22 protein-coding genes are annotated in these 23,889 nt (G+C 67.6%); 7 read left to right on the forward strand and 15 right to left on the reverse strand.

Annotation, left to right across the window (positions count from 1 at the left end):
• Positions 1–36 precede the first annotated feature (36 nt).
• A complete protein-coding gene (locus AC5L38_RS39800; protein WP_350976887.1) occupies positions 37–291 on the reverse strand; it encodes a WhiB family transcriptional regulator in 255 nt (84 codons plus the stop codon).
• 281 nt (positions 292–572) lie between these two features.
• Positions 573–1,532, reverse strand: a complete 960-nt coding sequence (locus tag AC5L38_RS39805; RefSeq protein ID WP_495247987.1) for a diacylglycerol/lipid kinase family protein — start codon at positions 1,530–1,532, stop codon at positions 573–575.
• Between the two features lie 78 nt (positions 1,533–1,610).
• Here AC5L38_RS39805 and AC5L38_RS39810 point away from each other — a divergent pair, with 78 nt between their 5' ends.
• On the forward strand, positions 1,611–2,006 hold the full coding sequence (locus AC5L38_RS39810; protein ID WP_495247988.1) for a hypothetical protein: 396 nt from the start codon (positions 1,611–1,613) through the stop codon (positions 2,004–2,006).
• On the opposite strand, the gene AC5L38_RS39815 is transcribed toward AC5L38_RS39810, so the two are convergent.
• The 3 genes from AC5L38_RS39815 to sodN form a co-directional block, all read right to left on the reverse strand.
• Positions 2,003–2,782, reverse strand: coding sequence for an RNA polymerase sigma factor SigF (locus AC5L38_RS39815; RefSeq protein ID WP_344893659.1), 780 nt, complete (start codon positions 2,780–2,782; stop codon positions 2,003–2,005). The two genes, AC5L38_RS39810 and AC5L38_RS39815, sit on opposite strands and share 4 nt — an antisense overlap.
• Positions 2,783–2,799: 17 nt before the next feature.
• Positions 2,800–3,225 carry an ATP-binding protein gene (locus AC5L38_RS39820; RefSeq protein ID WP_389926963.1) on the reverse strand — a complete coding sequence of 142 codons (426 nt, stop codon included), beginning with the start codon at positions 3,223–3,225 and terminating at the stop codon, positions 2,800–2,802.
• A gap of 342 nt (positions 3,226–3,567) precedes the next feature.
• Positions 3,568–3,969: a superoxide dismutase, Ni gene (gene sodN, locus AC5L38_RS39825; RefSeq protein WP_495247989.1), complete on the reverse strand. Its 402-nt coding sequence runs from the start codon at positions 3,967–3,969 to the stop codon at positions 3,568–3,570.
• Between the two features lie 90 nt (positions 3,970–4,059).
• Between sodN and sodX the strand changes: the two genes are divergently transcribed.
• Positions 4,060–4,362, forward strand: coding sequence for a nickel-type superoxide dismutase maturation protease (gene sodX / locus AC5L38_RS39830; protein WP_495247990.1), 303 nt, complete (start codon positions 4,060–4,062; stop codon positions 4,360–4,362).
• A 41-nt stretch (positions 4,363–4,403) separates the two neighbouring features.
• Here the strand turns inward: sodX and AC5L38_RS39835 are convergent, their stop codons facing one another.
• A complete protein-coding gene (locus tag AC5L38_RS39835) occupies positions 4,404–4,934 on the reverse strand; it encodes a CGNR zinc finger domain-containing protein (protein ID WP_344923357.1) in 531 nt (176 codons plus the stop codon).
• A 269-nt stretch (positions 4,935–5,203) separates the two neighbouring features.
• Between AC5L38_RS39835 and AC5L38_RS39840 the strand changes: the two genes are divergently transcribed.
• Together AC5L38_RS39840 and AC5L38_RS39845 are read left to right on the forward strand one after the other, a co-directional pair.
• Entirely contained in the window at positions 5,204–6,406 is a 1,203-nt protein-coding gene (locus AC5L38_RS39840; protein WP_495247991.1) for an NAD(P)-dependent malic enzyme, read from the forward strand.
• A 276-nt stretch (positions 6,407–6,682) separates the two neighbouring features.
• On the forward strand, positions 6,683–8,041 hold the full coding sequence (locus tag AC5L38_RS39845) for an NsdA family TPR-like regulatory protein (protein ID WP_495247992.1): 1,359 nt from the start codon (positions 6,683–6,685) through the stop codon (positions 8,039–8,041).
• A gap of 141 nt (positions 8,042–8,182) precedes the next feature.
• Here the strand turns inward: AC5L38_RS39845 and AC5L38_RS39850 are convergent, their stop codons facing one another.
• The 5 genes from AC5L38_RS39850 to AC5L38_RS39870 all read right to left on the reverse strand — a co-directional run bounded on the left by AC5L38_RS39850 (position 8,183) and on the right by AC5L38_RS39870 (position 17,010).
• Positions 8,183–9,787: a trypsin-like serine peptidase gene (locus tag AC5L38_RS39850; protein WP_495247993.1), complete on the reverse strand. Its 1,605-nt coding sequence runs from the start codon at positions 9,785–9,787 to the stop codon at positions 8,183–8,185.
• 782 nt (positions 9,788–10,569) lie between these two features.
• Positions 10,570–12,174 (reverse strand): trypsin-like serine peptidase, encoded by a 1,605-nt coding sequence (locus tag AC5L38_RS39855; RefSeq protein ID WP_495247993.1) that lies wholly within the window; start codon positions 12,172–12,174, stop codon positions 10,570–10,572.
• Positions 12,175–12,712: 538 nt separating this feature from the next.
• Positions 12,713–13,873: a trypsin-like serine peptidase gene (locus tag AC5L38_RS39860; RefSeq protein WP_495247994.1), complete on the reverse strand. Its 1,161-nt coding sequence runs from the start codon at positions 13,871–13,873 to the stop codon at positions 12,713–12,715.
• Between the two features lie 130 nt (positions 13,874–14,003).
• Positions 14,004–15,215, reverse strand: a complete 1,212-nt coding sequence (locus AC5L38_RS39865; protein WP_495247995.1) for a trypsin-like serine peptidase — start codon at positions 15,213–15,215, stop codon at positions 14,004–14,006.
• A gap of 202 nt (positions 15,216–15,417) precedes the next feature.
• Positions 15,418–17,010: a trypsin-like serine peptidase gene (locus AC5L38_RS39870; protein ID WP_495247996.1), complete on the reverse strand. Its 1,593-nt coding sequence runs from the start codon at positions 17,008–17,010 to the stop codon at positions 15,418–15,420.
• A gap of 492 nt (positions 17,011–17,502) precedes the next feature.
• Here AC5L38_RS39870 and AC5L38_RS39875 point away from each other — a divergent pair, with 492 nt between their 5' ends.
• Entirely contained in the window at positions 17,503–18,051 is a 549-nt protein-coding gene (locus AC5L38_RS39875) for an SSI family serine proteinase inhibitor (RefSeq protein ID WP_495247997.1), read from the forward strand.
• A gap of 122 nt (positions 18,052–18,173) precedes the next feature.
• On the opposite strand, the gene AC5L38_RS39880 is transcribed toward AC5L38_RS39875, so the two are convergent.
• Positions 18,174–19,289 carry a trypsin-like serine peptidase gene (locus AC5L38_RS39880; RefSeq protein ID WP_495247998.1) on the reverse strand — a complete coding sequence of 372 codons (1,116 nt, stop codon included), beginning with the start codon at positions 19,287–19,289 and terminating at the stop codon, positions 18,174–18,176.
• Between the two features lie 636 nt (positions 19,290–19,925).
• On the opposite strand from AC5L38_RS39880, the gene AC5L38_RS39885 reads away from it, so the two are divergent.
• The gene (locus AC5L38_RS39885; RefSeq protein ID WP_495247999.1) at positions 19,926–20,807 is read left to right on the forward strand and encodes a hypothetical protein; all 882 of its coding nucleotides are present in this window, start codon (positions 19,926–19,928) and stop codon (positions 20,805–20,807) included.
• A gap of 94 nt (positions 20,808–20,901) precedes the next feature.
• Positions 20,902–21,864: a zinc-binding dehydrogenase gene (locus tag AC5L38_RS39890; RefSeq protein ID WP_495248000.1), complete on the forward strand. Its 963-nt coding sequence runs from the start codon at positions 20,902–20,904 to the stop codon at positions 21,862–21,864.
• 101 nt (positions 21,865–21,965) lie between these two features.
• Here the strand turns inward: AC5L38_RS39890 and AC5L38_RS39895 are convergent, their stop codons facing one another.
• The 3 genes from AC5L38_RS39895 to AC5L38_RS39905 all read right to left on the reverse strand — a co-directional run bounded on the left by AC5L38_RS39895 (position 21,966) and on the right by AC5L38_RS39905 (position 23,696).
• Complete coding sequence (locus AC5L38_RS39895) at positions 21,966–22,655, reverse strand: PadR family transcriptional regulator (protein ID WP_495248001.1); 690 nt, start codon at positions 22,653–22,655, stop codon at positions 21,966–21,968.
• Positions 22,652–23,449 carry a DUF4097 family beta strand repeat-containing protein gene (locus AC5L38_RS39900; RefSeq protein WP_495248002.1) on the reverse strand — a complete coding sequence of 266 codons (798 nt, stop codon included), beginning with the start codon at positions 23,447–23,449 and terminating at the stop codon, positions 22,652–22,654. Before AC5L38_RS39900 ends, AC5L38_RS39895 begins: the two co-directional genes overlap by 4 nt.
• A 70-nt stretch (positions 23,450–23,519) precedes the next feature.
• The gene (locus AC5L38_RS39905; protein ID WP_329094229.1) at positions 23,520–23,696 is read right to left on the reverse strand and encodes a DUF6104 family protein; all 177 of its coding nucleotides are present in this window, start codon (positions 23,694–23,696) and stop codon (positions 23,520–23,522) included.
• Positions 23,697–23,889 lie beyond the last annotated feature (193 nt).

Here is a 23,889-nt window from a genome sequence, read left to right on the forward strand (position 1 = left end):
CCGTGATGACAGCGTCCGTGTCGCCGGTGGCGGGGGTCAGACGCTCGTGCGGGTGCGGGCGCGGGCCGTGCGGCGCTTGAGCGCGCGTCGCTCGTCCTCGCTCAGACCGCCCCAGACACCGGCGTCCTGCCCGGACTCCAGCGCCCACTTCAGACACGCTTCGCTGATGCTGCACGTGTTGCAGACCTGCTTGGCTTCCTCGATCTGCATCAGGGCGGGGCCGGTGTTGCCGATCGGGAAGAACAGCTCGGGGTCCACGTCACGGCAGGCAGCTCTGTGGCGCCAGTCCATGCGTCCACTCCTTCGTATGAGGAGCCCTTTGCGTCGGCTCCAGCGGCTCACTTTGTGAAGAGTTTCACTAACCAGCGCGAACGATTCCCCGGTCCGTGGTTCGGGTCGGGGGCCTGTCCGCTTGATCGTCGGTGGCCTGGGAGCGAGGTGGCCGCTCAAAGGTCCTACGTTCCGACGTCAATCTCGAGATTGTCAGCCACGCTTAGTACACGCAAGAGGTTTGGGAGAACGTTTTACCTGAAATGGATGTCGGATGCGTCACACAGGCCGCACGTAACCGATTAGACCAAGACCTGTAACGCGTCGGGGATAGAGCGGAACGTTATCCGCTCGACCTCCCCCAGATAGTCGCCGTCCAGCTGGAAGGCCACCGGGCGCCGGGAACTCAGGGTGAACTCCTTCTCGTCGTGCAGCTGCACCAGGTGGCGGCCCGTCGGCAGGGTGTCGCGGACGCCGATGATCTGGGGCATCAGCTGGAGCATGGAGGGCAGGCCGAGGCGCTGCAGGCCCAGCAGGTCGAGCCCGGTCTCGAAGCTCGCCCACGGGGTCGGGGAGACCGGCCGCGGGCCGATGAACGACCACGGCGAGGTGTTGGAGATCACGGCCATGAAGATCCCGCCGGTCCGCGGCACCTCCGGTCCCTCGACCGTCATCGGCGGGTGACGCTTGTCGGTCGACAGGTAGTGGTGCAACGCGGTGTTCACATAACGGGTGGGCGTCGCCTTGCGGCCGGTGCCGCGCATCCCCTCGACAGCCCTGATCACCTCGGCGTCGTACCCCAGGCCACTACAGAACGTGAAATATCTGCTGTGGTCCTCCCAGATGGCCTGGCCGAGCCCGACGGTCCGCCTGCGGCCGTCGCGGATCGCCTCCAGGATCGCCCCCATCGCCTCGACCGGGTCGTTCGGCAGGCCCAGGGCCCTCGCGAAGACGTTCGCGCTGCCGCCGGGGATCGCCAGCAGGGCGGGCCGGTCGGCCGAGCTGCCCTCGTCGCCCGCCTTGCCGTCGACCGGGTCGAGCAGCCCGTTCACCGCCTCGTTGATGGTGCCGTCGCCGCCCAGCACGGCCACCGCGTCGTAGCCGGAGGCGTGCGCCTTGCGGGAGAGCTGCGTCGCGTGCCCGCGGTACTCCGTCTCCTCGACGGTCAGGTTCATCGTCGCGCTCAGCGCCCTGATGAGAACGTCCCTGGTCCGCTGATTGGTCGTCGTCGCCTTCGGATTCACCAGGAGCATCGCGCGCATGACCTCAGCGTATCCGCCGGAAACCGGGCCGAGGCGGCGAAGAGGCGGGCGAACGTGCCCGGCGATAGGGTTGGCCGCGTGTCGAACCGCCCGATGACCCTCACCGTCGCCGCCGCCGTGATGGCGCTGGAAGGCGTGACCGCCCTGCTCCTCGGCGGTTACGCCGGCGTGGAGACGGTGATCGGCCGGCCGTCCGATCTGATGAGCTCGATCGCCGTCGCCGCGTTCGGGATCATCGTCGGCGCCGCCCTGCTCTGGGTCGGCTGGGGGATGATCCAGTCGGAACGGTGGTCCCGGAGCCCGGGCGTGCTGACGCAGATCTTCGCCATCCCGGTCTCGGTCACGCTGATCCAGTCCGACCAGCGGGCGATCGGCTTCTCGCTGATCGCCCTCGCGGTGGTCGGACTGGTCACGCTGCTGTCCCCGCCGACGACTCGCGCCCTCTACGGGGACCAGGACCAGCCGTCCGGCTAGTCGTCGACGGTCAGGCCCTCACGGAGCTGGGCGAGGGTCCTGGCGAGCAACCGGGACACGTGCATCTGCGAGATGCCGAGCTCGGTGGCGATCTGGGACTGTGTCATGTTGCCGAAGAAACGCAGCAGCAGGATCCGCTTCTCCCGTGGTGGCAGCCGCTCCAGCAGGGGCTTGAGCGACTCGCGGTATTCGACGCCCTCCAGGGAGTCGTCCACGATGCCGAGGGAGTCGGCCACCGCCGGCGCGTCGTCGTCGCCGGAGTCGGGCGCGTCGAGGGAGACCGTCGAGTAGGCGTTGGCCGACTCCAGCCCCTCGAGCACCTCCTCCTCGCTCATCTTCAGGAACGCGGCCAGCTCGGCCACGGTCGGCGCGCGCCCCTCCCGCTGGGAGAGCTCGCTGATCGCCTTGGTGAGCGAGAGCTTGAGCTCCTGCAGCCGGCGCGGCACGCGGACCGCCCAGCCCTTGTCGCGGAAGTGACGCTTGATCTCGCCCACGATCGTCGGGGTCGCGTAGGTGGAGAACTCCACCCCGCGGCCGAGATCGAAGCGGTCGATCGACTTGATCAGTCCGATGGTCGCGACCTGGGTGAGGTCGTCCAGCCACTCGCCCCGGTTGCGGAACCGGCGGGCGAGGTATTCGACGAGGGGAAGGTGGAGCTCGACGAGCTCGTCGCGGATGCGCTGGCGTCGCGGGTCGTCGGAGGTCAACTCCACCAGTTCCGCGAAGAGCAGGCGCGCACGCACCCGGTCGGGCACCGCGTGGTCGCTGGCGGCCATGGCACGAGTCCTTTCCGTCACGCCGGCCTCGCCGCGCCTCGGCGCTTGCGGAGGACGATCGCCATACGGTCGGGGGAGTCGGTTACGGCATCCACATCGTCGGCCAGGGCGGTGAGCACCATCCATGCGAAGTCGTCGCGCTTCGGAGGGGTGCTCCCCACCGTGCTGACCTCGACCCGCACTTTCATCAGCTGCCCGGTGAGCTCGAACTCGGCGGTCAGATCGGTGCCGGGAACGGCCTGGGACAACAGCATCGCACACGCCTCGTCGACCGCGATCCGAAGATCCTCGATCTCGTCCAGCGTGAAGTCCAGCCGTACGGCAAGCGCGGCTGTCGCCGTACGCAGCACGGACAGATAGGCACTCGCCGCCGGCAGCCGGACGCTCACCACGTCACGGATCCCGCCCATGCCGACCGCGGGCGCCTCGGTGTGTTCGGTCACGTTCCTCCTCGCAGAGTCGCTGACTGCAACCTACAGCCCTGAGACGGTAGTTGGCCCGCTTGGACTCGCGATCGAGGCGATTTGCCACCGTCAAGAACCCCTGAAGATACGCAAAAGGGGCACTGTACCTGTGGTGACTCCGGCGCGTCGCGATCCGGTCCGTGCCGGGTGACGCCGACGCGCCGGGATCCGGCCTGGCAGGCGAACCGAGGCGTCGCGGCCGGACGGCGTGCCCGCCGCGGCGCGTCCTCGCGGACCCCCGATCCGGATCAAGGGAGTGTCGCGGCGACGTTTCCTTGATCCGGACTACCGGTGCCCCATCACGAGATCGTTGTGAGGGTTTTAGGCGGCCTTGGTCTCCCAGAAGATCTTGGAGATGTCGTCGATCTTGCCGAGGAGCTCGTCCGCCTTGCCGACGTCGACCGTGCCCTTGCCGCCGGCCGCGCCCGCGAGCTTGGTGGCCTCCCAGAACAGCTGGTGCAGCTGCGGGTAGGTCTCCAGGTGCGGGGGCTTGAAGTAGTCGGTCCACAGCACCCACAGGTGGTGCTTGACCAGCTCGGCCCGCTCCTCCTTGATGCTGAGCGCGCGGGCGCGGAACACCGGGTCCTCGTTTCCGGCGTACTTCTCCATGATGGCCTTGACGGATTCGGCCTCGATGCGGGCCTGGGCCGGGTCGTACACGCCGCAGGGCAGGTCGCAGTGCGCCGAGACGGTGTGCTTGGGGCGCATAAGTCGTGCGAGCATCGGAAATCCTTCCTTGATGCCGGGTTCAGTATGGTCCGGTTAACGACCTTACTCGTCTCCGAATGCCCGCGTGGGAGGGGGTTACGCTCCATGAGAGTCCGTGTCGCGGGCGAGTCGATGCTGCCCGCGCTGCGGCCCGGCGACTGGCTCTGGGTGCGGCGCGGCGCGGCCGTGCGGCCCGGGGACCTGGTCGTCGCCCGGCTGCCGTCCGATCCCGCCGTGCTCATCGTCAAGCGCGCCGTGTGGGAGGCGGACGGTGGCTGGTGGCTGGAGAGCGACAACCAGCGCGCCTCCGGCCGGCGCGACAGCTGGGACTTCGGGGCGCTGCCGCCGTCGTCGATCGTCGGCCGGGTGGTGCTGCGCTACTGGCCGGGTCTCCGGCGGGTCCGGTAGGCCTGCTCCATGGCGCTCCATGACGCCGGGTGCGGCCGGGCCTACTGGACGACCTTCTGGCGGGCCCGGTAGGCGGCGACGTTGGCCCGGCTGGCGCACCGCTCCGAGCAGTAGCGGCGCGACCGGTTGGAGGAGGTGTCGAGGTAGGCCCTGCGGCAGGGCGGAGCCTGGCAGAGGCCGAGCCGGTCGACGCCGAGATCGGTGATCATGGTGGCGAGACCCATCACCGCGCCCACCGCGTACTGGTCGGCCATCCGGCCGCCCTCGGTGAGGTGCAGGTGCCAGCGCTCGCCGTCGTGACCGGAGATCTGCGGCTGGACCGGGTGGTGGATCAGCAGCGAGTTGAGCCGGTCGACCACCGCCTCCTCGTCGCCCGCCTCGGCGGTCTCGAACACGATCATCAGCTCCTCGCGCAGGTCGCGCAGGGCCTCCAGGTCGCTCCTGGTGATGCGGCAGCCGGGCCGGTAGCGGCCGCCCTCTTCCAGGAGCAGGCGCAGCCCCTCGAGGCCGGTCAGCCGGTCGGGGCTGTTGATCAGTAGTACGGCCAGCTCCGCGTAGGAGGTCAGGTCCATCTGGGGATCCGTCGATGTAAGAGGCGGCATGGATTTTGAGTATTACACGATGCGGTGAGGTTAACACCGGGACGGCGAAAGTGAGCGACTTCCTTTCGTGGAGGCAGTCTCAACATGTGGCACAATCGAGCAACGGGTGACCCCCGTACCCCTCCAGGCGACCGTGCTCAGTGGGCAGGTCCCGAGCGGCTACCGAAGCCCGGGACACGCTTCCTCCGGCCGCCTCCGAAGGAAACATCCGTCTGTTCGACTGAACTACAGGGGTCGCTGTGGCTGTCACGCCATCCTCCATCTCCCCAGAGGCTCTCGAAGCCCTCGATCTGGATCCGGCCTTCGCCCTGCACCGCGGGGGCAAGCTGGCGGTCCGCTCCACCGTCCCGGTCCGCGACGCCGACGACCTGGCACTCGCCTACACGCCGGGGGTGGCCAGGGTCTGCAGCGCGATCGCCGAGGAGCCCGAGCTGGCCAAGGACTACACCTGGATCTCCAACGTGGTCGCCGTCGTCTCCGACGGCACCGCCGTGCTCGGCCTCGGAGACATCGGGCCCGCCGCCGCCATGCCGGTCATGGAGGGCAAGGCCCTGCTGTTCAAGCAGTTCGCCGACGTCGACGCGGTGCCCATCTGCCTCGACTGCACCGACGTGGACGCGCTGGTCGAGACGGTCGTCCGGCTCGCCCCCTCCTTCGGGGGGATCAACCTCGAGGACATCAGCGCGCCCCGCTGCTTCGAGATCGAGGCGCGCCTGCGCGAGCTCCTCGACATCCCCGTCTTCCACGACGACCAGCACGGCACCGCGATCGTCACGCTGGCCGCGCTGAGGAACGCCGCGCGGCTGACCGGCCGCTCGCTGGGCGAGCTGCGCGTCGTGGTCGCCGGGGCCGGCGCCTCCGGGATCGCGGTCAGCCGGATCCTGCTCAACGCGGGCATCGGCGACATCGCGGTGGCCGACTCCAAGGGCCTCATCCACGAGGGCCGCGACGGGCTCAACCCGGTGAAGGAGGCCCTGGCGCGCGACAGCAACAGGGCGGGCCTGCGCGGCTCCATCGAGCAGGCGCTGGTGGGGGCCGACGTGTTCGTCGGGCTGTCGGGCTCGACGGTCTCCGAGGAGGCCATCGCGTCGATGGCCTCTGACTCGATCGTCTTCGCGCTGTCCAACCCGACGCCCGAGGTGCGCCCGGACGTCGCGCGCAAGTACGCCCGCGTGGTCGCGACCGGCCGCTCCGACTTCCCCAACCAGATCAACAACGTGCTGGCCTTCCCCGGCGTCTTCCGCGGGGCGTTCGACGTCCGCGCCACCACGATCACCGAGAACATGAAGGTGGCCGCGGCCGAGGCGCTGGCCGGGGTGGTCGGGGACGACGAGCTGTCGGCCGACTGCGTGATCCCCAGCCCGTTCGACGAGCGCGTCGCACCGGCGGTCGTCGCCGCCGTCTCGGCGCAGGCCCGCGCCGACGGGGTCGCCCGCCTCTAGCCGTCCGCCGCCTCGGGGAGACCTTCCCGGCTCGCCGGCTCTCTGTATGCCCCCACACTCATCCCGTGCCCACCAGGCATGTGACCACGGACGCCCCTCGCCCGACCGGCGAGGGGCGTCCGTGCTTTCCGGAAACCCCAATGTTCGTCACGGATCGTGCTATAAAAAGAGCCCTCAGTTACCTATGTACGTAAGGTGTGCATCAGGCAACAGTGCGCGCACGACCGGATCGCGCGCGCTGCCGGCACGCAGATGGTTCTCGCGGTGAGGGGAGCTATGAAACGCGAGCCCAACCGACTACTCCAGAAGCTCATCGCCGAGGCGGGCTTCACCCACAAGGGGCTGGCCCGCCGGCTCAACGAGCTGGGCGCGGCTCGGGGCCTGTCGGGTCTGAGATACGACCACAGCTCCGTGCTGCGCTGGATCGCGGGCCAGCGGCCGAGAGACCCGGTCCCCGGGCTGCTCGCCGAGATCTTCGCGCTCCGGCTCGGCAGGGCCGTGAGTCCGGAGGATCTCGGCCTGCCGGCCGTCCTGACGCCTCTCGACCTAGGGCAGGAGTTCAACCACACGTGGCAGGAGGGAATCTCGACCGTGACAGCACTGTGGCGCGGGGACGTGGAGAGACGGAAATTCCTACTCGACTCCACCTTCGCGATCGGGGCCGGGTCCGCCGGGGCGGTGCGCTGGCTGACCCTCCCGCTGGAGGGCCGCCCCGAGGGGCGGGGCACCCGGCGCGTCGGCATGGACGACATCGCGGCGATCCGGGAGGTCACCCGGTCCTTCGGCGAGCTGGACAACAGGTTCGGTGGCGGGAGGGTCCGTCCTGCTGTCGTGAAATATCTGGACACGGCGGTGGGGCCGCTGCTCGCCGACGGCTCGTACGCCGAGAACACCGGCAAGGCGCTGGCGTCGGCCGCCGCCGAGCTGACCCGGCTGGCCGGGTGGATGGCCTACGACCTGGAGCAGCACGGCCTGGCCCAGCGCTACCTGATCCAGGCGCTGCGCCTGGCGCGCGGGGCGGGCGACCACGGGCTCGGCGGCGAGATCCTCGCCGGGATGAGCCATCAGGCCATATATATAGGACAACCCGCCCACGCGCTCGACCTGGCCAGGGCCGCCCAGCTCTCCGCCCGCCGGGCCGGGATCTTCGCCCTGCTGGCCGAGACGCACGTGCTGGAGGCCCACGCGCACGCGGCACTGGACGACCGCGCGGCGTGCGCGAGCTCCCTGCACGAGGCGGAGCTGTCCTTCGACCGTCGCAGGACCGGCCAGGAGCCCGACTGGATCGCCTACTTCGACGAGGCCTATCTGTCGGCGAAGTTCGCGCACTGCTTCCGCGACCTGGGCGACGGGCCGGGGACGGTACGGCACGCCAGGCGCTCGCTGGAGATGGACGGGCGCTACGTGCGCGGGCGGATGTTCAACCTGTCGCTGCTCTCGGCCGGGCTGCTCGCCTCGGGGGAGCTGGAGGAGGCCTGTTCCGTCGCGGTGGAGGCGCTGGAGCTGGCGAGGGGCCTGGAATCGGTCAGGACCCGGTCGTACGTCGCGGATCTGCGGCGGCGGCTGCATCCCCACGCGGCCGAGCGGCCGGTGGTGGAGCTGAACGAGCGGGTGGGGGAGCTCAATCCCGCCTGAGTTTCCGGTGAGGTTTCGCCGGGAACGGCCGAAGGGGCCCGGCTGGTGCCGGGCCCCTTCGGGTGGAGCTGGTGAAGCTTGGTGGTGCTGTGAGCCTGAGGTTTGGACGCTCAGGCTCGGGTGATCGTCAGGGAGCTACTACTACTTGACGATCGAGCCGGACCAGACGTTGGAGGCCTTGCTGTAGATCGCAGCGGTCTCACCGTCGAAGTACGGGGTGGTGATGAGGTCGTAACGGCCGTTGCTGTCCTGGTCACCGAAGAGGCTGGTGACACCGTTGACGTAGCCGAGACGCTTGGCGTTGCTGTACTTGGCGAGCCAGGGGCCACCGTCGGCGCCGGGGGTGAAGGAGCTCTTCAGGCCGATGTGCTCCTCGACCTTGGAAGCAGCCTGCACGTAGGACTTCGTGGTGGTCTTGCCGTAGGTCCACTTCGGCGTAACGCCGGTGTAGGCCTTGTTGCCGTCGGGGTGCGCGTCGGCCGGGTAGCCGAACACGAACACCGTCTGCTGCGGCTTCTGGTTCCAGGTGAAGCCCTGGCCACCGACGTTGTCACCGAGCTTGCCGGTGTCCTTGATGTAGCCGTCGACGATGAAGTAGGACTCCACCCAGTACTTAACCTGAGCGGTGCTCTTCGTCCACTTCTTGATGTAGAACTGCTGCTTGGTCCAGCCGACGACGACGTCGTTCTTCTTGACCTCGAGCAGCTCGCCCAGGAACTTGCCCTCGGACTTGGCGGCCTTGAGGGAGTTGTACTCCTCAAGGCTGATGTCCACGACCTCGCTGAGGGAGAAGAACTGGGAGTTGTTCTCGAAGCTGGAGAAGTGCGGCGCGGCGAGGTAGGCCGACTTGACGACCTCGGCACCAACGAGCTTGACGCCGTTGTGGCCGTCGTCGTCCAGGTACTTCTGGACCGCGCCCCAAGAGTTGGCGTCAGCCGGCTTGGCGACGGTCTCGACCTTGGGGTCGACCAGCTTCGACTTGAAGGGGCCGTCCTGGCCGTACTTCTCGACGCCGGCGGTGTACTCGTCAGCGGTGATCGCCTTCTCGTCGACGTACTTGGCGCCCTTGTGCTCCGCGAATTCCTTCGGGGTCACCTGGGTGGCCTTGCCGCCACCGATCTGGACACCGTTGTACACGGTCACGAACGCGTAGTCGCGGTCGTAGTCCTCGTAGTTGGCGAAGTCGTAGTGGGTGTAGGCGGTCTTGCCGACGTAGATGCCCCACGGGGTCTTGCCCTGGTAGTAGCCGGGGACGAAGACCCAGTTGTCCATGACGCTGGCGTCAGCCTTGTCGTCGTAGACGCAGTGACCGGCGGTCGCGACCAGGTTGCGGTACTTGCCCTGGATCGAGGTGGCCGAGCACCACTTCAGGTCGCCCTTGGCGTCGACGAAGAACACCTTGCCGATGCTGCGCGGCAGGTTGATGTTCTTGACCTTCGCGGCGGCCTTGCCCTCTTCGCCGATCGGCTTGACGCTGCCGGGCTTGCCGTCGGCGGTGTAGCCGCCACCGACGTTCAGCTTCGGCGTGGCCTTGGCCTCCCAGGTGTAGGGGGTGGCCTTGGCCAGGTTGTTCGTGGCGCCGTTGATCTTGGTCCAGTACTCGGCGACGTCGACCGCGGACGGGGCGTCCTTGGCCATCGTGTCGTAGGCCCAGTCCGGAACGGCGTTGGCGGTGCCGGCCAGGCCGGCGGCCAGCAGACCGGTGGCCAGAACGGCGCCACCGGCGGGGAGGAGAATGCGCTTCAAGGGGAGCTCCTTGGTCTGATGTGGAACGCTTCTTGCGTCCCATGCGTCAGTAAAGGGAATGCCAGAAACATACAGCGCCGATCTTGGTGACCGGAAGCCGGTTCCAGGGCCAAAACCGCCCATGATCGCCTTGATGCGATTCTGTGATGTTTGGTTCCTCTCGGAGTGGTTGTCTGCCCCAAGGGTCGAGTGTCGTGTTTGCGCAGGCAGGCGTATGGTTGTGGCGAAAGTGGCTGATGTGTTGTGAGTGGGCCGCCACGCGGGGTTACCGATCATATGTGACGTAGATCACACGAACTTGATGGCACCGTTTCGGCGATCGTCACGTCTAAAGACCCGGCAAGTCGGAGTCCGAGGCGCGTGGGTGCGCCGGAGCCGCGTGGTGCCGGCCGTCAGTGATCGCTCCGCGCCTCTCTCGCAGGCTTGATTCTTCCGCTGTGGCGCCGTGACGCCCAGGGCGATACCCCCGGCTGGAAGGCTCCGTCTCACGCGACAGGACGATGACAGGACGATGTTGCGCGCCGGCGCGAAGAGCGACCACGCCCCGGTGGAGCGAGCGGCACCGCAATGAGAAACGTGGAAGGGCCCGGCCGATGCCGGGCCCTTCCACGTTCTTGTGACCGATCGTCTTCTGTGCGATCGCGATCCTTGTGACACCGGTGCGAACGGCCGAAGGGGCCCGGCTGGTGCCGGGCCCCTTCGGGTGGAGCTGGTGAAGCTTGGTGGTGCTGTGAGCCTGAGGTTTGGACGCTCAGGCTCGGGTGATCGTCAGGGAGCTACTACTACTTGACGATCGAGCCGGACCAGACGTTGGAGGCCTTGCTGTAGATCGCAGCGGTCTCACCGTCGAAGTACGGGGTGGTGATGAGGTCGTAACGGCCGTTGCTGTCCTGGTCACCGAAGAGGCTGGTGACACCGTTGACGTAGCCGAGACGCTTGGCGTTGCTGTACTTGGCGAGCCAGGGGCCACCGTCGGCGCCGGGGGTGAAGGAGCTCTTCAGGCCGATGTGCTCCTCGACCTTGGAAGCAGCCTGCACGTAGGACTTCGTGGTGGTCTTGCCGTAGGTCCACTTCGGCGTAACGCCGGTGTAGGCCTTGTTGCCGTCGGGGTGCGCGTCGGCCGGGTAGCCGAACACGAACACCGTCTGCTGCGGCTTCTGGTTCCAGGTGAAGCCCTGGCCACCGACGTTGTCACCGAGCTTGCCGGTGTCCTTGATGTAGCCGTCGACGATGAAGTAGGACTCCACCCAGTACTTAACCTGAGCGGTGCTCTTCGTCCACTTCTTGATGTAGAACTGCTGCTTGGTCCAGCCGACGACGACGTCGTTCTTCTTGACCTCGAGCAGCTCGCCCAGGAACTTGCCCTCGGACTTGGCGGCCTTGAGGGAGTTGTACTCCTCAAGGCTGATGTCCACGACCTCGCTGAGGGAGAAGAACTGGGAGTTGTTCTCGAAGCTGGAGAAGTGCGGCGCGGCGAGGTAGGCCGACTTGACGACCTCGGCACCAACGAGCTTGACGCCGTTGTGGCCGTCGTCGTCCAGGTACTTCTGGACCGCGCCCCAAGAGTTGGCGTCAGCCGGCTTGGCGACGGTCTCGACCTTGGGGTCGACCAGCTTCGACTTGAAGGGGCCGTCCTGGCCGTACTTCTCGACGCCGGCGGTGTACTCGTCAGCGGTGATCGCCTTCTCGTCGACGTACTTGGCGCCCTTGTGCTCCGCGAATTCCTTCGGGGTCACCTGGGTGGCCTTGCCGCCACCGATCTGGACACCGTTGTACACGGTCACGAACGCGTAGTCGCGGTCGTAGTCCTCGTAGTTGGCGAAGTCGTAGTGGGTGTAGGCGGTCTTGCCGACGTAGATGCCCCACGGGGTCTTGCCCTGGTAGTAGCCGGGGACGAAGACCCAGTTGTCCATGACGCTGGCGTCAGCCTTGTCGTCGTAGACGCAGTGACCGGCGGTCGCGACCAGGTTGCGGTACTTGCCCTGGATCGAGGTGGCCGAGCACCACTTCAGGTCGCCCTTGGCGTCGACGAAGAACACCTTGCCGATGCTGCGCGGCAGGTTGATGTTCTTGACCTTCGCGGCGGCCTTGCCCTCTTCGCCGATCGGCTTGACGCTGCCGGGCTTGCCGTCGGCGGTGTAGCCGCCACCGACGTTCAGCTTCGGCGTGGCCTTGGCCTCCCAGGTGTAGGGGGTGGCCTTGGCCAGGTTGTTCGTGGCGCCGTTGATCTTGGTCCAGTACTCGGCGACGTCGACCGCGGACGGGGCGTCCTTGGCCATCGTGTCGTAGGCCCAGTCCGGAACGGCGTTGGCGGTGCCGGCCAGGCCGGCGGCCAGCAGACCGGTGGCCAGAACGGCGCCACCGGCGGGGAGGAGAATGCGCTTCAAGGGGAGCTCCTTGGTCTGATGTGGAACGCTTCTTGCGTCCCATGCGTCAGTAAAGGGAATGCCAGAAACATACAGCGCCGATCTTGGTGACCGGAAGCCGGTTCGAGAAGGAAGAAGCGGGATTGGTGGGGCGAGACCGTTTCGTGATGTTTGAAGGCATCTAGTGTTGATGTTGTGATCGGGGTCGACCAAGACTGTTTCCACAGGTGGATGAAAGCCTGTGGCGAAAGTGGCCGATGTGGCGTGTTTGGTCGACTGCGGGGAGTTACACGCCTTGTGTGATGCAGATCACATCAACTTGATGGCACCGATTCCGGAGTAGGCACGTCTAACGCGTCCTTCCCCTGCCGGATCGCCCTCCGCGCCGCCCCGCCACAGGCCCTCCCACCCTTCCGGAAACCGGCGTCTCGCCCGGGAAAGCCCCGGGAACACTCCCGCCACGTCCTGGGAACACCCCGGAAAACAGGTGCGGGACCCGGCGCCGCGCGCCGGGTCCCGCTGTGATCCAAAGGTGGAAGGCCCTCTCGGGGCCCGCGAACTACCTGTAGAGCTCGCCGTTCGGGCCGACGATCCTGCCGGACCACACGCCGGCGGCCTTGCGGTAGACGTCGGCGGTCTCGCCGTCGAAGTACGGCGAGGTGATCAGGTCGTAGCGGTCGTTCTGGTCCTGGTCGCCGAAGAGGCTGGTGACGCCGTTGACGTAGCCCAGGCGCCTGGAACTGCTGTACTGCGAGATCCACGGGCCGCCGTCGGCGCCCGGCGTGAAGGCGCCCTTGAGGCCGACGTGCTCCTCCACCTTCTCGGCGGCCGAGACGTACTCCTTGCCCGACGTCTTGCCGTACACGTACTTGGGCGTCACCCCGCTGTAGGGCCTGTCGCCGTCGGGGTGCGGGGCCGAGGGGTAGCCGAAGACGTAGACGGTCTTGCCTGTGCTCTGGTTCCAGGTGAAGCCCTGACCGCCGACGTTGTCGCCCAGGCGGCCGACGTCCTTGGAGAGCAGGATGTAGTAGTGCGAGCCACGTGACCACTTGGGCCCGGTGAACCCGCTGTACTCGCGCCTGGTGACCTGCTTGACCCCGTTGAAGGCGACGCCGTTGTAGACCGTGACGAAGGCGTAGTCCTTGTCGTAGTCCTCGTAGTTGGCGAAGTCGTAGTGCGTCCACGCCGACTTGCCGACGTAGATGCCCCACGGGGCCTTGCCCTGGTAGTAGCCGGGGACGAAGACCCACTTGTCGAGGGTGTCGCTGTTGCTGCCCGGGTCGTAGACGCAGTGTCCGGCCGTCGCGACCACGTTGCGGTACTTGCCCTGGATCGAGGTGGCCGAGCACCAGCGGTACTGGCCGTTCACGACGAAGAACACCTTGCCGATGGTCCTGGGCAGGTTGACGTTCTTGACGCGGCCGGTCGGAGCCTTCCCCGAGCCGGTGGGGCCGACGGTGCCGGGCCTGCCGTCAGGGGAGAAGCCGCCGCCGACCTTCATCTTCGGGCCGCCGGGGTCGGGGTTGTAGACAGTGGCCTTCTTCAGGGCGGCGAAGTTCGAGGCGGCCCAGAAGTCGATGACCGAGACCGCGGAGGAGTTGTTCCTGGCCAGGGGGTCGGTCGCCCAGTCGGGAGCGGCCTGGGCCGTTCCGGTCAGGCCGGTGGCGAGCAGGGCGGTGGCTGCTGCGGCGCCACCGAGGGGGAGAAGAGAGTGCTTCATAAACAGGAGCTCCTTGCGCTGCAACGTTCCCGGACATCCGGGAACTGCGGGACGACAAGCTACGAACCTATGCAGGGAGAGATGAAGCAAACCCCTCATAAGGGTTCCTTAAGGATCTCTTAAGGCGACGTTATGATCGGGGCGCCCGCTGGGTCGCGGCCCAGTGGTAGACGGCGTAGGTCGACGCGATGAAGTACGGGGAGGAGATCCTGTCGTACTTGCGGTCGGTGTCGACGTCCCAGGCGAAGCTGTTGACGCCGTTGAGATAGCCGACGGAGTTCTTGGTGTCGAAGAAGATCAGCCAGGGGCCGCCGCTCGCGCCGCTGGTGAACGCGCAGGTCAGGGCGACACCCTGCTCGACCAGACGGGTGGGGGACTTCACCTTGATGGTGAGCCCGCGGCACGACTTCAGCTGCTGGCCGTTGTAGGGCCTGCTGCCGTCGGGGTGCGGGGCCGCGGGGTAGCCGAAGGCGAGGGCGGACAGGCCGGCACCGCGGTTGGTCGCCAGGCCCTGCCCGCCGACGTTGTCCTCCAGGCTTCCGACGCTCTCCATCTCGTAGCTGCCGGACGTCTTGCCGGCCTTCCACCTGAAGCCGTCGTGCACGGTGACGAACGCGTAGTCGTAGTCGTAGTCGCCCCTGCCGACGAAGTCCTCGTGCAGGTTGAGCGAGTGGCCGATGTAGATGCCGTACGGGGTGTTGCCCTTGTCGTAGCCGGGGATGAAGATCCAGTATTCGGCCGGGCTGCCGGTCTTGGCGTCGTAGGCGCAGTGTCCGGCCGTGGCGACCAGGTTGCGGTTGGCCGCCGCCACCGAGGAGGCGGAACACCAGTAGTCCTTGGCGCCGATCCTGAAGAACACCTTGCCCACGGTCACCGGTGAACCGCCGGAGGCCTGGGCCCGCTTCTTCGGCAGGGTCGGCTTGACGACCGGTGCGGAGCCCTTCGACGCGGTGGTGCCCTTACCGTCGGCGGCCGAGCCCGTCTCCGCGGCCACGGCCGTCGCGGTGGACTCCCCGGAGGTGGACGCGGCGGCGGTTGTGGCGGTGGCACTTCCCGGGGTGGCCTTCGAGGTGGGAGACGCGGAGGGCGGGGGGCCGTCGTTCTTCATCTCGGGCGTGGCGGGCACGTTGTCCATGGCCTGCTTGAGCCGTGCCGGGCTCCAGTACTCGGCGATCCGCCTCATGTCGGCGCCGCTCTTGGTCAGGGTGATCGAGGTGATCCCGTTGGGCACCCCGTCCAGCGGACTGGCGGCGGCGCTCCCGGCGAACACGGACGTCATGGTCACACAGGCGGCGATCAGCCCGCCGAGTGTGGCCGTGAGGCGCCGGGCGCGGGAGGACATGGGGGTTCCTTTCGGGGACCGGGGAGCTAGCGGAGGCGCAAGGGATGATTTTTCCAGATCAACTTAGTTTTGGGCAGTTCGTTGGACCGATCCGCTCATACTCTGTTATCTGGTCAGTGTGGCTGAAGGTGTATAAGCACCCCGTGAAGGCCAGAAAGGGCCCGGTGCGTACCGGGCCCTTCCTCGTTCACGGAGCCCGTGTCTAGGCCGGGAGCTTCCCGGTCCAGAGGTTGGCGGCGTGCTTGTAGATGCCGTACGTGTCACCGTTGAAGTACGGGGTGGTGACGCGGTCGTAGCGCTTGTTGCCGTCGCTGTCGACCGTCAGGCTCACGACACCGTTGAGGTAGCCGGTCCGCTTGCTGTTCTTGTACTGCAGCAGGAAGGGACCGCCACTGGCACCCGGGGTGAAGGCGCACTTGATCGCCTGGTGCTCCTCGGCCTTGTAGGCCGACACGACGGGCGCGGCGCCGGTCGTGCCGTAGCACCACTTCTGGGTGTGACCGGAGTAGGGCTTGTCACCGTCGAGGTGGGCCGAGGTCGGGTAGCCGAACGTGAAGACCTTCTTGCCCAGCTTCTGGTTCCAGCTGAAGCCCTGGCCGCCGACGTTGTCACCCAGGCGGCCGGCGTCGGTGAGGAGAACCACGAAGAACCGGGTGTAGTAGTAGACCTCCTTGACGCTGGTCTTCACCCACTTCTTGATGAAGTACCGCGTCTTGAACCAGGCGATCTCGTTGCCGTTGGCGTCCTTGGTGGCTTCCAGCTTGCCGAGGAACTTGCCCTCGGCCTTCTCCTTGAGGAGCTGCTTGTACTCCTCCTGGCTGATCGCGACCTTGCCCTTGTCGTCGCTGAAGCGGGTGAACTTGGCGTTGTTCTCCAGGTTGTCGGGGGCGGCCTTGTAGACGCTCTCGACAACCTCGACCGCGGTCAGCTTGACGCCGTTGCGGCCGTCCTTGACGTACTGCTCGATGTGCTGCTGGGCGTCGGAGGGCTTGGCGACGGTTTCGACCTTGGGGTCGAGGGTCTTCTTCCAGTACGGCCCGTTCTCGCCGTACTTCTCGATCCCCAGCTCGTACTCGGACTTGGAGATCTCCTTGTCCTCGGTGTACTTGTGACCCTTGGTCGCCGCGTACGTGGGCGCGGTCACTTCCTTGACACCGGCCTGCTTGATGCCGTTGTAGACGTTGACGAAGGCGTAGTCGTAGTCGTAGTCCTCGTAGACCGTGAAGTCGTCGTGGGTGTTGACCTTGGCGCCGACGTAGATGCCCCAGGGAGCCTTGCCCTGGTAGTAGCCGGGGATGAACACGAAGTTGCTGAAGGGCTTGTTCGTGTCGGTGTCGTAGACACAGTGGCCGGCGGTGGCGACCAGGTTGTGGTACTTCGACTGCACGGAGGTGCCGGAGCACCAACGCTCCTTGCCCTTGTCGTCGACGAAGAAGACCTTGCCGACGGTGATCGGGAGGTTCACGTTCCGCGACTTGCCGGCGGTCTTGCCCTCCTCGCCGGTCGGGGCGACGACGCCGGGCTTGCCGTCGGCGGCGGCCCTGGCGGCGCCGGTCTTGTTCAGCTTGGCGGAGACGGTGGAGTCGGAGAGGTAGGTCGTCGCCGACTTCAGCTTCGAGGCGGTCCAGTAGCCCGCGATGGCCTTCGCGTTACCGGAGGGGGTGAGCGCCGACGACTTGATGTCGGGGTCGGCCGTGCTGGCCTGGGCGGTGGCGGGGAGGGAGGCGCCGACCATCGTGGCGGCGGCGAGGACGCCACCGAGGGGGAGAGCGAGGCGCTTGGCTCGGGAGTTCAATGGAGCTCCTTCTTTGTCATGGGTCACTCGGGACGCAACCCACGCATGCGTAAAGAGACAAGAGGTGACCGTACTCGGCAAAGATGGGTTAAAAAGCTATAAATCGGGCAAGCGGTCGGACCGTTATATTTTTGTTATCAAATCCGTGGAACCAGGAATCCTCAGGGCCCGTCTGATCTACCTGAACTTGATCGAGCACTCCCGTGCGAGTCATGTGACCGTATGAACTGCGGAAACACCCAGGCTTGTCGTTGTCCCGCGAGAGCGGCCGGGGGCAGGCTGAGCCGGCATCCGCGTCACACGTCATCGGGGGATCTCATGCGGCGTCTTCTCTGTCTGGCCGTTGTCGGCCTCTTCCAGCTCTCAGGTACGGCCGCGGCGTCCACGGAGCCGCTCCACGATCCGGGCCCCAGGTGGCAGGAGACGAGGCCGTACCCCCGCTCCGGCGACCCGGGGCCGCTCTCACTTCATCCGGGCGGGCCCGCCCCTGTCATGCACGGGCCGATCGAACCGTTTCCCAGCGCCCGGCCCCCGCGCAGCGCCAGGGCGCTCGTGCTGAGCCTCGCGCGGGGGGACAAGCCCCTGCCCGTGGCCGGCCACGCCCTGCTGCTGTGCGACCGGCCCGGCGGCACCCACCCCGACGCGGTCCGCGCCTGCGAGGCGCTGGCCGAGGTGCGGGGCGATCCCGCCAGGCTCAGGCCGAGGACGGGTGTGGCCTGCACGTTGCAGTACGACCCGGTCACGGTGACCGCCAGCGGGATCTGGAACAGCCGTTTCATCCGGTTCGAACGCACCTACGGCAACCCCTGCGCGCTGAGGGCCGCCACCGGCGGGGTCTTCGCCCTGGGAGGCGCCCCCCGGGGGCCGGGAACCGAATGGAACGTCCCCGACGGGATGACCGGCCCTCCCGGAGTGCTTTCCGGACCGCCTCCCGGAACGTTCCCGGGGACGATCCGGCGGCAGGGTTCGCAGCCTGACGCCCTTTTCGAGAACGGCCGGGTCGGTGGCCACCACCCTTCGCGGGAGTGGCCGGGGTCCTGACCGCCGTTCCTCGCGGTCGCCTGTGAGAAAGGGCCCGGTCCCAGGACCGGGCCCCGCTCGTTCACTCCGGGCTCGTTCGCCCCGGCCGGCCGAATGGCCTTACGGTCGGCCGGTCGTACGGGTCAGCTGGTCCAGCGGTTGGCCGCGGCCTTGTAGACCTTGTAGGTGTCACTGTTGAAGTACGGCGAGGAGATCTTGTCGTACCGGTCGTTCTTGTCGGTGTCCCAGGCGATGCTGTTGACGCCGACCAGGTAGCCGGTCCGGCTGGAGCTCTTGTACTTGTAGAGCCAGGGGCCGCCGCTCGCGCCCGCGGTGAAGGCGCACTTGAAGCCGACGTGCTCCTGGACGTTGTACTTCGGCGCGGCCGGCATGGCGCCGGTCTTGCCGTAGCACCACTTCATCGTGCGGCCGGAGAAGGGCTTGTCGCCGTCGGGGTGCAGGCCGGCCGGGTAGCCGAAGGAGAAGACCGTGTTCTTGACCTTCTGGTTCCAGGCGAAGCCCTGGCCGCCGACGTTGTCGCCGAGACGGCCGACGTTCTTGATGACCGGCTTCCACTTGTTGTCCTTGTCCTTCTCCCAGTTCACCTTGAACCCGGAGTGGACGTTGACGAAGGCGTAGTCGTAGTCGTAGTCCTCCTTCACGACGAAGTCGTCGTGCGCGTTGAACCACTTGGCCGCGTAGATGCCGTAGGGGTTCTTGCCGTCCCACGCCTGGTTGCCGTCCCAGTAGGACGGGATGAAGATCCAGTTGTCGTAGAACTGGTTGGTCTTCACGTCGTAGACGCAGTGCGCGGAGGTGGCGACCACGTTGCGGTACTTGCCCTGGACCGAACTGCCGGAGCAGTACTTCCAGCTCTTCGGGTCCGACGGGTTGGCGCCGGGCAGGGTGAAGAAGACGCGCCCGACGGTGTTGGGCAGGTTCACCTGCTTGCTCTTGGAGGACTTGGCACCCTCCGCGCCGATCGGCGGGACCGACCCGCCGGGGCCGTCGGGGCCCGCGGCCGTGGAGGCCTTGCCGCCCTTGACGCTCAGGTCGAGGTCGCCGGTGGCGTCCGTGGCCTTGCGCATCCGCTCGGGCGACCAGAAGGAGGTGGCCTGGTTGGCCGTCTCCGAGGCCTGGGAACTGACCACGTCCTTGGGGGCCGTACCGGCGTTGGCACCGGTGGTGGCGCCGATCACTCCGGCGATCATGAGAACGCCGGTGAGGGGGATCGTGAGGCGCCGTGCTCGGGAATTCATGAAGCTCCTTTCGTTCTCAGCGTGGAGACGGGACTTCTCCTCGCCGGGAAAACGATCGGAACGTTACTGACTGATTCGAGCGGCGGGCAGGAATTGACGGGAAAAAGTCTGAGACGGTTCCATCCGATGCTGTCTTGTTATTTGAATAGCAATTTGTTATAGCTTAACGAATAGGCATTTCCGCAGCTCATAGCGGCTGTAGGGCGATCTCAGGGGCATCGCCGTCATCAGTGGTAACAGCGATTACCGGGGGTTCCTCAAGCAACTCGGACACCTTTGGGCCGTTGGGTCAACCGACCTTCCCGGCGCTGTTCCGGGGCATTCCTTGGTCATTTTCCGCGAGAGTGTCACGGGTGATCGCGGATGGCGAGGTGAATATCGGAACACCGGTCCCGAGATGTGAGCGCCGCACCACGGGCCCCGCGACGCGACCCTCGGAACACGCGCACCGCGACGCCACAGGACACCGAGGCCCGGATCTCGGGACCCGGCCGGAACGCGGGCGCCGCCGTGCGGGAGTTCCGGGCTCCCCGGGCATCGATTCTGATTCGTGACGGTACTGACGCGGGCGCCGAGACCGCCGGACCCCGAAGATGGGGCCGAGAACCGTACCTTCTGCAAGAGGCGGCCGAAGACGTGGCCGGTGGTCAGCACGACATCATCGAGGCGAGGTCCAGGACGGGGCCGTGGCGCTGGATCGGCGTCGCCGCGCTGGTGGCGCTCGTGGTGTGGAACCTGACGGGCCGGGAACGGCCGGAAGAGGTCTCGCCGTCGTTCCCGCCGCCGGTGCCCACGCGGGCGGGGGTCGTCGCGGAGCAGGTTCCGAACGTGCTCCACCCGAAGTACCGCCAGAAGGGCGGCAGGCGGATCCTCGACGTGGTCTTCCCCGACGGCTCGGCCGCGGAGGTGAGCTACCCGGCGGAGCTGGGCCTGGCCGAGCTGGGGCTGCGGCCCGCGATCTCGGGCCGGCTCGACGGGGACTCCGGTCCGTACCGGCAGCTGACCGTGCCCTCCGGAGGTCCCGCGGGGGTCGCCCGGGGACAGCCGATGATCAGAAAGCTGACCGAGCAGGTCTCCCTCTGGCGCCCGATGAGCCCCGCCGAGGGAGAGGTGCTGCTGTTCGCGTTCGACCCGTGGTTCGTGGCACTGCGCGACCTCAAGGACGGCATGCCCTTCGAGCAGCGCATGCTCTGGGCGCGCAACCTGCGCGGCAAGGTCACCAAGGGCGGCTACCTCGTGCTCGACGCCACCTCCCCGGTACGGCTGGCCACGCAGGGGGAGATCCTCGACGGCGAGCCGCTGGGGCCGCAGCTGTGGTTCGGCGGGGCCAGGGAGACACTGCTGGTGCTGGCTCCGGTGTCGGGCTGCGACGTCGCGTCGATCGAACTCTCCGTCATCGAGCAGCGGCGCCGCTTCTCCGCCGAGAGCTGCCAGGACGGGGTGTACGTCGCGGCCTCCGGGGAGCGGGGCCACGTCGAGAGGACCATGGCGGGCATGACCGTCAGACGGACGGCGTAGGAGGCGGCCCGCTCACCGTGGTCGTCACGCGGACGGTGGACGGTGAGGCGGCCCGCTTACCGTGATCGTCGCGTGGACGGCGTAGGGTGCGGCCATGTTCGCTGTAACCGCCACGCGGATCGATCCCGACAACCCCCTCGACGGTCTCACGCTCGGTGAGCGCCCGGAGCCCGAGGTTCCCGAAGGGTGGACCACCGTCACGGTGAGGGCCGCCTCGCTCAACCACCACGACCTGTTCAGCCTGCGGGGGATGGGCCTCCGGCAGGAGCAGCTCCCGATGGTGCTCGGCACCGACGCCGCCGGGCTCGACGAGGACGGGAACGAGGTCATCGTGCACTCGGTGATCGGCAGCGGGGCCGACGAGACGCTCGATCCGAAACGCTCGCTGCTCTCGGAGAAACACGACGGCACCTTCGCCGAGCGGGTCGTCGTGCCCCGGCGCAACCTCGTGCCCAAGCCCGCCGCGCTCAGCTTCGAGGAGGCCGCCTGCCTGCCGACGGCCTGGCTGACCGCCTACCGCATGCTGTTCGACAAGGCCGGGCTCGAGCCGGGCTCGACCGTGCTGGTCCAGGGGGCGGGCGGCGGCGTGGCCACCGCGCTGATCCTGCTGGGCCGGGCCGGGGGATACCGGGTCTGGGCGACCAGCCGCTCGGAGGAGAAGCGGGCACGGGCCCTGGAACTGGGGGCCGACCAGGTCTTCGAGAGCGGTGCCCGGCTGCCCGAGCGGGTCGACGCGGTGATGGAGACCGTGGGCCAGGCCACCTGGGGGCACTCGCTGAAGGCGCTGCGCCCCGGCGGCCGGATCGTGATCTCCGGTGCGACCAGCGGCGCCGTCCCACCGGCCGACCTCAACCGCGTCTTCTTCCTGCAGCTGTCGGTGATCGGCTCCACCATGGGCACCCGCGACCAGCTGGGCAGACTGGCCCGCTTCCTGGAGCAGACCGGCACTCGCCCGCTGATCGACCGCTCCCTCCCGCTGGCCGAGGCTCGCGAGGGCTTCGCGGCCATGCGCGAGGGCGAGCTCTTCGGAAAGGTCGTCTTCACCCTGCCGGGATGAGCCCGGCGGGCGTCGTACGGAGGATCAGGACGCCGGGCTCACCGGAGCGCGTCGATCGGGATCGCCGGGTCACCGGAGCGCGTCGGTCAGGATCGCCGGGCTCACCGGAGCGCGTCGCGGATGCGGCGGGCCGCGTCGTACAGGGCGTCCTGGGCGGTCGCCAGGGTCTCCTCGCTGACCCGCGCGGCCGCCGCGTCCCTGCGGACCTCCTCGACGAACTCGGCCAGCATCTGCCCGAGCTGGGCGTCTCCGGCGCGTGACCCCTCGCCGGTGAAGCCGTTCGCCCAGACGCGCTTCCACTCGTCCTTCCACTCGTCGGTCTGGCGCTGCCACTCGTGCTTCTGGCGCTGCCACTCCGTCTTCTGCTCGCGCCAGGTTTTGCGCGCGTCCTGCTCGGACCCCTGGCGCACGTCGCGCGCCATCTGGGTGAGCTCCTCGCGCAGCGACTTGACCGTGTCGCGCACGTCCTCCTTGACCTCGCGGGCGATGTCGCGGACGGAGTCGGAGATCTCCTGCTCCAGGTCGGCGAGCTCGTCGAGCCGCTCGTTGAGCTCGTCGCGGCCCCGGTCGCTGATGGTGAAGATCTTCTTGCCGTCCACGACCTCGTGGGTCACCAGTCCCTCCTCCTCCAGGCGGGCCAGGCGCGGGTAGATCGTGCCGGGGGAGGGCGAGTAGACGCCGAGGAAGCGATCCTGGAGCAGCCGGATCACCTCGTAGCCGTGGCGCGGACTCTCCTCCAGCAGCTTCAGGAGATAGAGCCGGAGCCTTCCGTGGCCGAAGACCGGGCTCATGCCTGGGCTCCCTTCAGTAGCGTGACGTCGGCGGAGACGGTGTTGGCCGTCAGCGACGCCATGCCGCCGCCGATCCGGCCACCCAGTGTCTTCGCGCCGGGCTGGGTGGAGTGGTCGAGCTCGGGGAAGGCCGCGTCGATCCTGCCCGAGGTGGAGCGGATCTTGACGTCGGTCTCGACCGCGTGCGGGAGCCGGAGCACGATGTCGCCGGAGACGCTGTTCATCGTGACGTGGCCGGTCGGCGGGAGTTCCAGGTCGGCGGTGATCCGGCCGGAGACGGTGGTGACGCTCAGCCGCCGGGGCGTGCCCTGGGCGACGGTCAGATCACCGGAGATGCTCTTGAACGACAGGTCGCCGACCAGGCCCCGGCTCTCCACGGCGCCGGAGACGGTGTCGGCGACGATCTCGCCGCTCACCCCGTCGAGCACGATCCCGCCCGAGACGCTCCTGACGGAGGTGCGGCCCTCGAACCCGGCGACGACCGCGGACGCGGAGACGACCCCCACGTTGACCGGGCAGTCCTTCGGCACGGTCAGCGTCAGCGTGGCCCGGCGGCGGCCGGAGCGCAGCCAGCCCAGCAGGCCGTCCCAGGTGAGGTCCTTGTAGGTGACGGTGAGCGTGCCGTCGTCGTCGTGGGTGACGAGCAGCGGGGGGTCGTCGATCTCGGTGACCTCGAGCCTGGGAGGGCCGTCGCTGGCCAGCACCGCCAGCTTTCCCGCCACGATGCGTACGTTGAGTTTCCTGACGGAGTCGAAGGTGAGCTGCTCCGGCTTCTCGATCGTCCATTGCCGCATGTGAGTGACCTCCTTATAATGAACACGATATGTCGCGTCATCCGGAAGGTCAAGATATATCGCGTTTTTCTCAGTCGTCCTCGTCGTCCAGCCGGGCCAGCCAGGTGGCCAGCCGTTCCACCGGCGTCTCGAAGTCCGGGTTCAGGTCGACGAACTCGCGCAGCCGCTCGGCCAGCCACACGACGGTGACCTCCTCCTCGCCCCGGCGCGCGACGAGCTCCTCGATGCCCCGATCGGTGAAGTACATCGCGTTCTCCCTTGAATGACACTGATGACGCTGATGACGCTGATGACACTGATGACGCTGATGGCACTGATAGCGCTATTAGCGCTGATGACGTCGCGGGTCGTGCTCGCGATCCCGTGACGACTCGCGACAACAACGGGGAAGTCCCCCGCAGAGGCTCCTGCGGGGGACTTCCGTGGTGACGCCTGCGCGG

It is taken from the genome of Streptosporangium nanhuense, assembly GCF_059358815.1.

What these genes read in the sequence shown, in the direction of transcription:
- AC5L38_RS39800 (WP_350976887.1), bottom strand. Translation starts at nt 291, where the DNA reads ATGGACTGGCGCCACAGAGCTGCCTGCCGTGACGTGGACCCCGAGCTG.
- AC5L38_RS39895 (WP_495248001.1), bottom strand. Translation starts at nt 22,655, where the DNA reads ATGAGCCCGGTCTTCGGCCACGGAAGGCTCCGGCTCTATCTCCTGAAG.
- AC5L38_RS39845 (WP_495247992.1), top strand. Translation starts at nt 6,683, where the DNA reads ATGAAACGCGAGCCCAACCGACTACTCCAGAAGCTCATCGCCGAGGCG.
- AC5L38_RS39815 (WP_344893659.1), bottom strand. Translation starts at nt 2,782, where the DNA reads ATGGCCGCCAGCGACCACGCGGTGCCCGACCGGGTGCGTGCGCGCCTG.
- AC5L38_RS39905 (WP_329094229.1), bottom strand. Translation starts at nt 23,696, where the DNA reads ATGTACTTCACCGATCGGGGCATCGAGGAGCTCGTCGCGCGCCGGGGC.
- sodX (WP_495247990.1), top strand. Translation starts at nt 4,060, where the DNA reads ATGAGAGTCCGTGTCGCGGGCGAGTCGATGCTGCCCGCGCTGCGGCCC.
- AC5L38_RS39900 (WP_495248002.1), bottom strand. Translation starts at nt 23,449, where the DNA reads ATGCGGCAATGGACGATCGAGAAGCCGGAGCAGCTCACCTTCGACTCC.
- AC5L38_RS39875 (WP_495247997.1), top strand. Translation starts at nt 17,503, where the DNA reads ATGCACGGGCCGATCGAACCGTTTCCCAGCGCCCGGCCCCCGCGCAGC.
- AC5L38_RS39835 (WP_344923357.1), bottom strand. Translation starts at nt 4,934, where the DNA reads ATGGACCTGACCTCCTACGCGGAGCTGGCCGTACTACTGATCAACAGC.
- AC5L38_RS39865 (WP_495247995.1), bottom strand. Translation starts at nt 15,215, where the DNA reads ATGTCCTCCCGCGCCCGGCGCCTCACGGCCACACTCGGCGGGCTGATC.
- AC5L38_RS39880 (WP_495247998.1), bottom strand. Translation starts at nt 19,289, where the DNA reads ATGAATTCCCGAGCACGGCGCCTCACGATCCCCCTCACCGGCGTTCTC.
- AC5L38_RS39860 (WP_495247994.1), bottom strand. Translation starts at nt 13,873, where the DNA reads ATGAAGCACTCTCTTCTCCCCCTCGGTGGCGCCGCAGCAGCCACCGCC.
- sodN (WP_495247989.1), bottom strand. Translation starts at nt 3,969, where the DNA reads ATGCTCGCACGACTTATGCGCCCCAAGCACACCGTCTCGGCGCACTGC.
- AC5L38_RS39890 (WP_495248000.1), top strand. Translation starts at nt 20,902, where the DNA reads ATGTTCGCTGTAACCGCCACGCGGATCGATCCCGACAACCCCCTCGAC.
- AC5L38_RS39805 (WP_495247987.1), bottom strand. Translation starts at nt 1,532, where the DNA reads ATGCGCGCGATGCTCCTGGTGAATCCGAAGGCGACGACGACCAATCAG.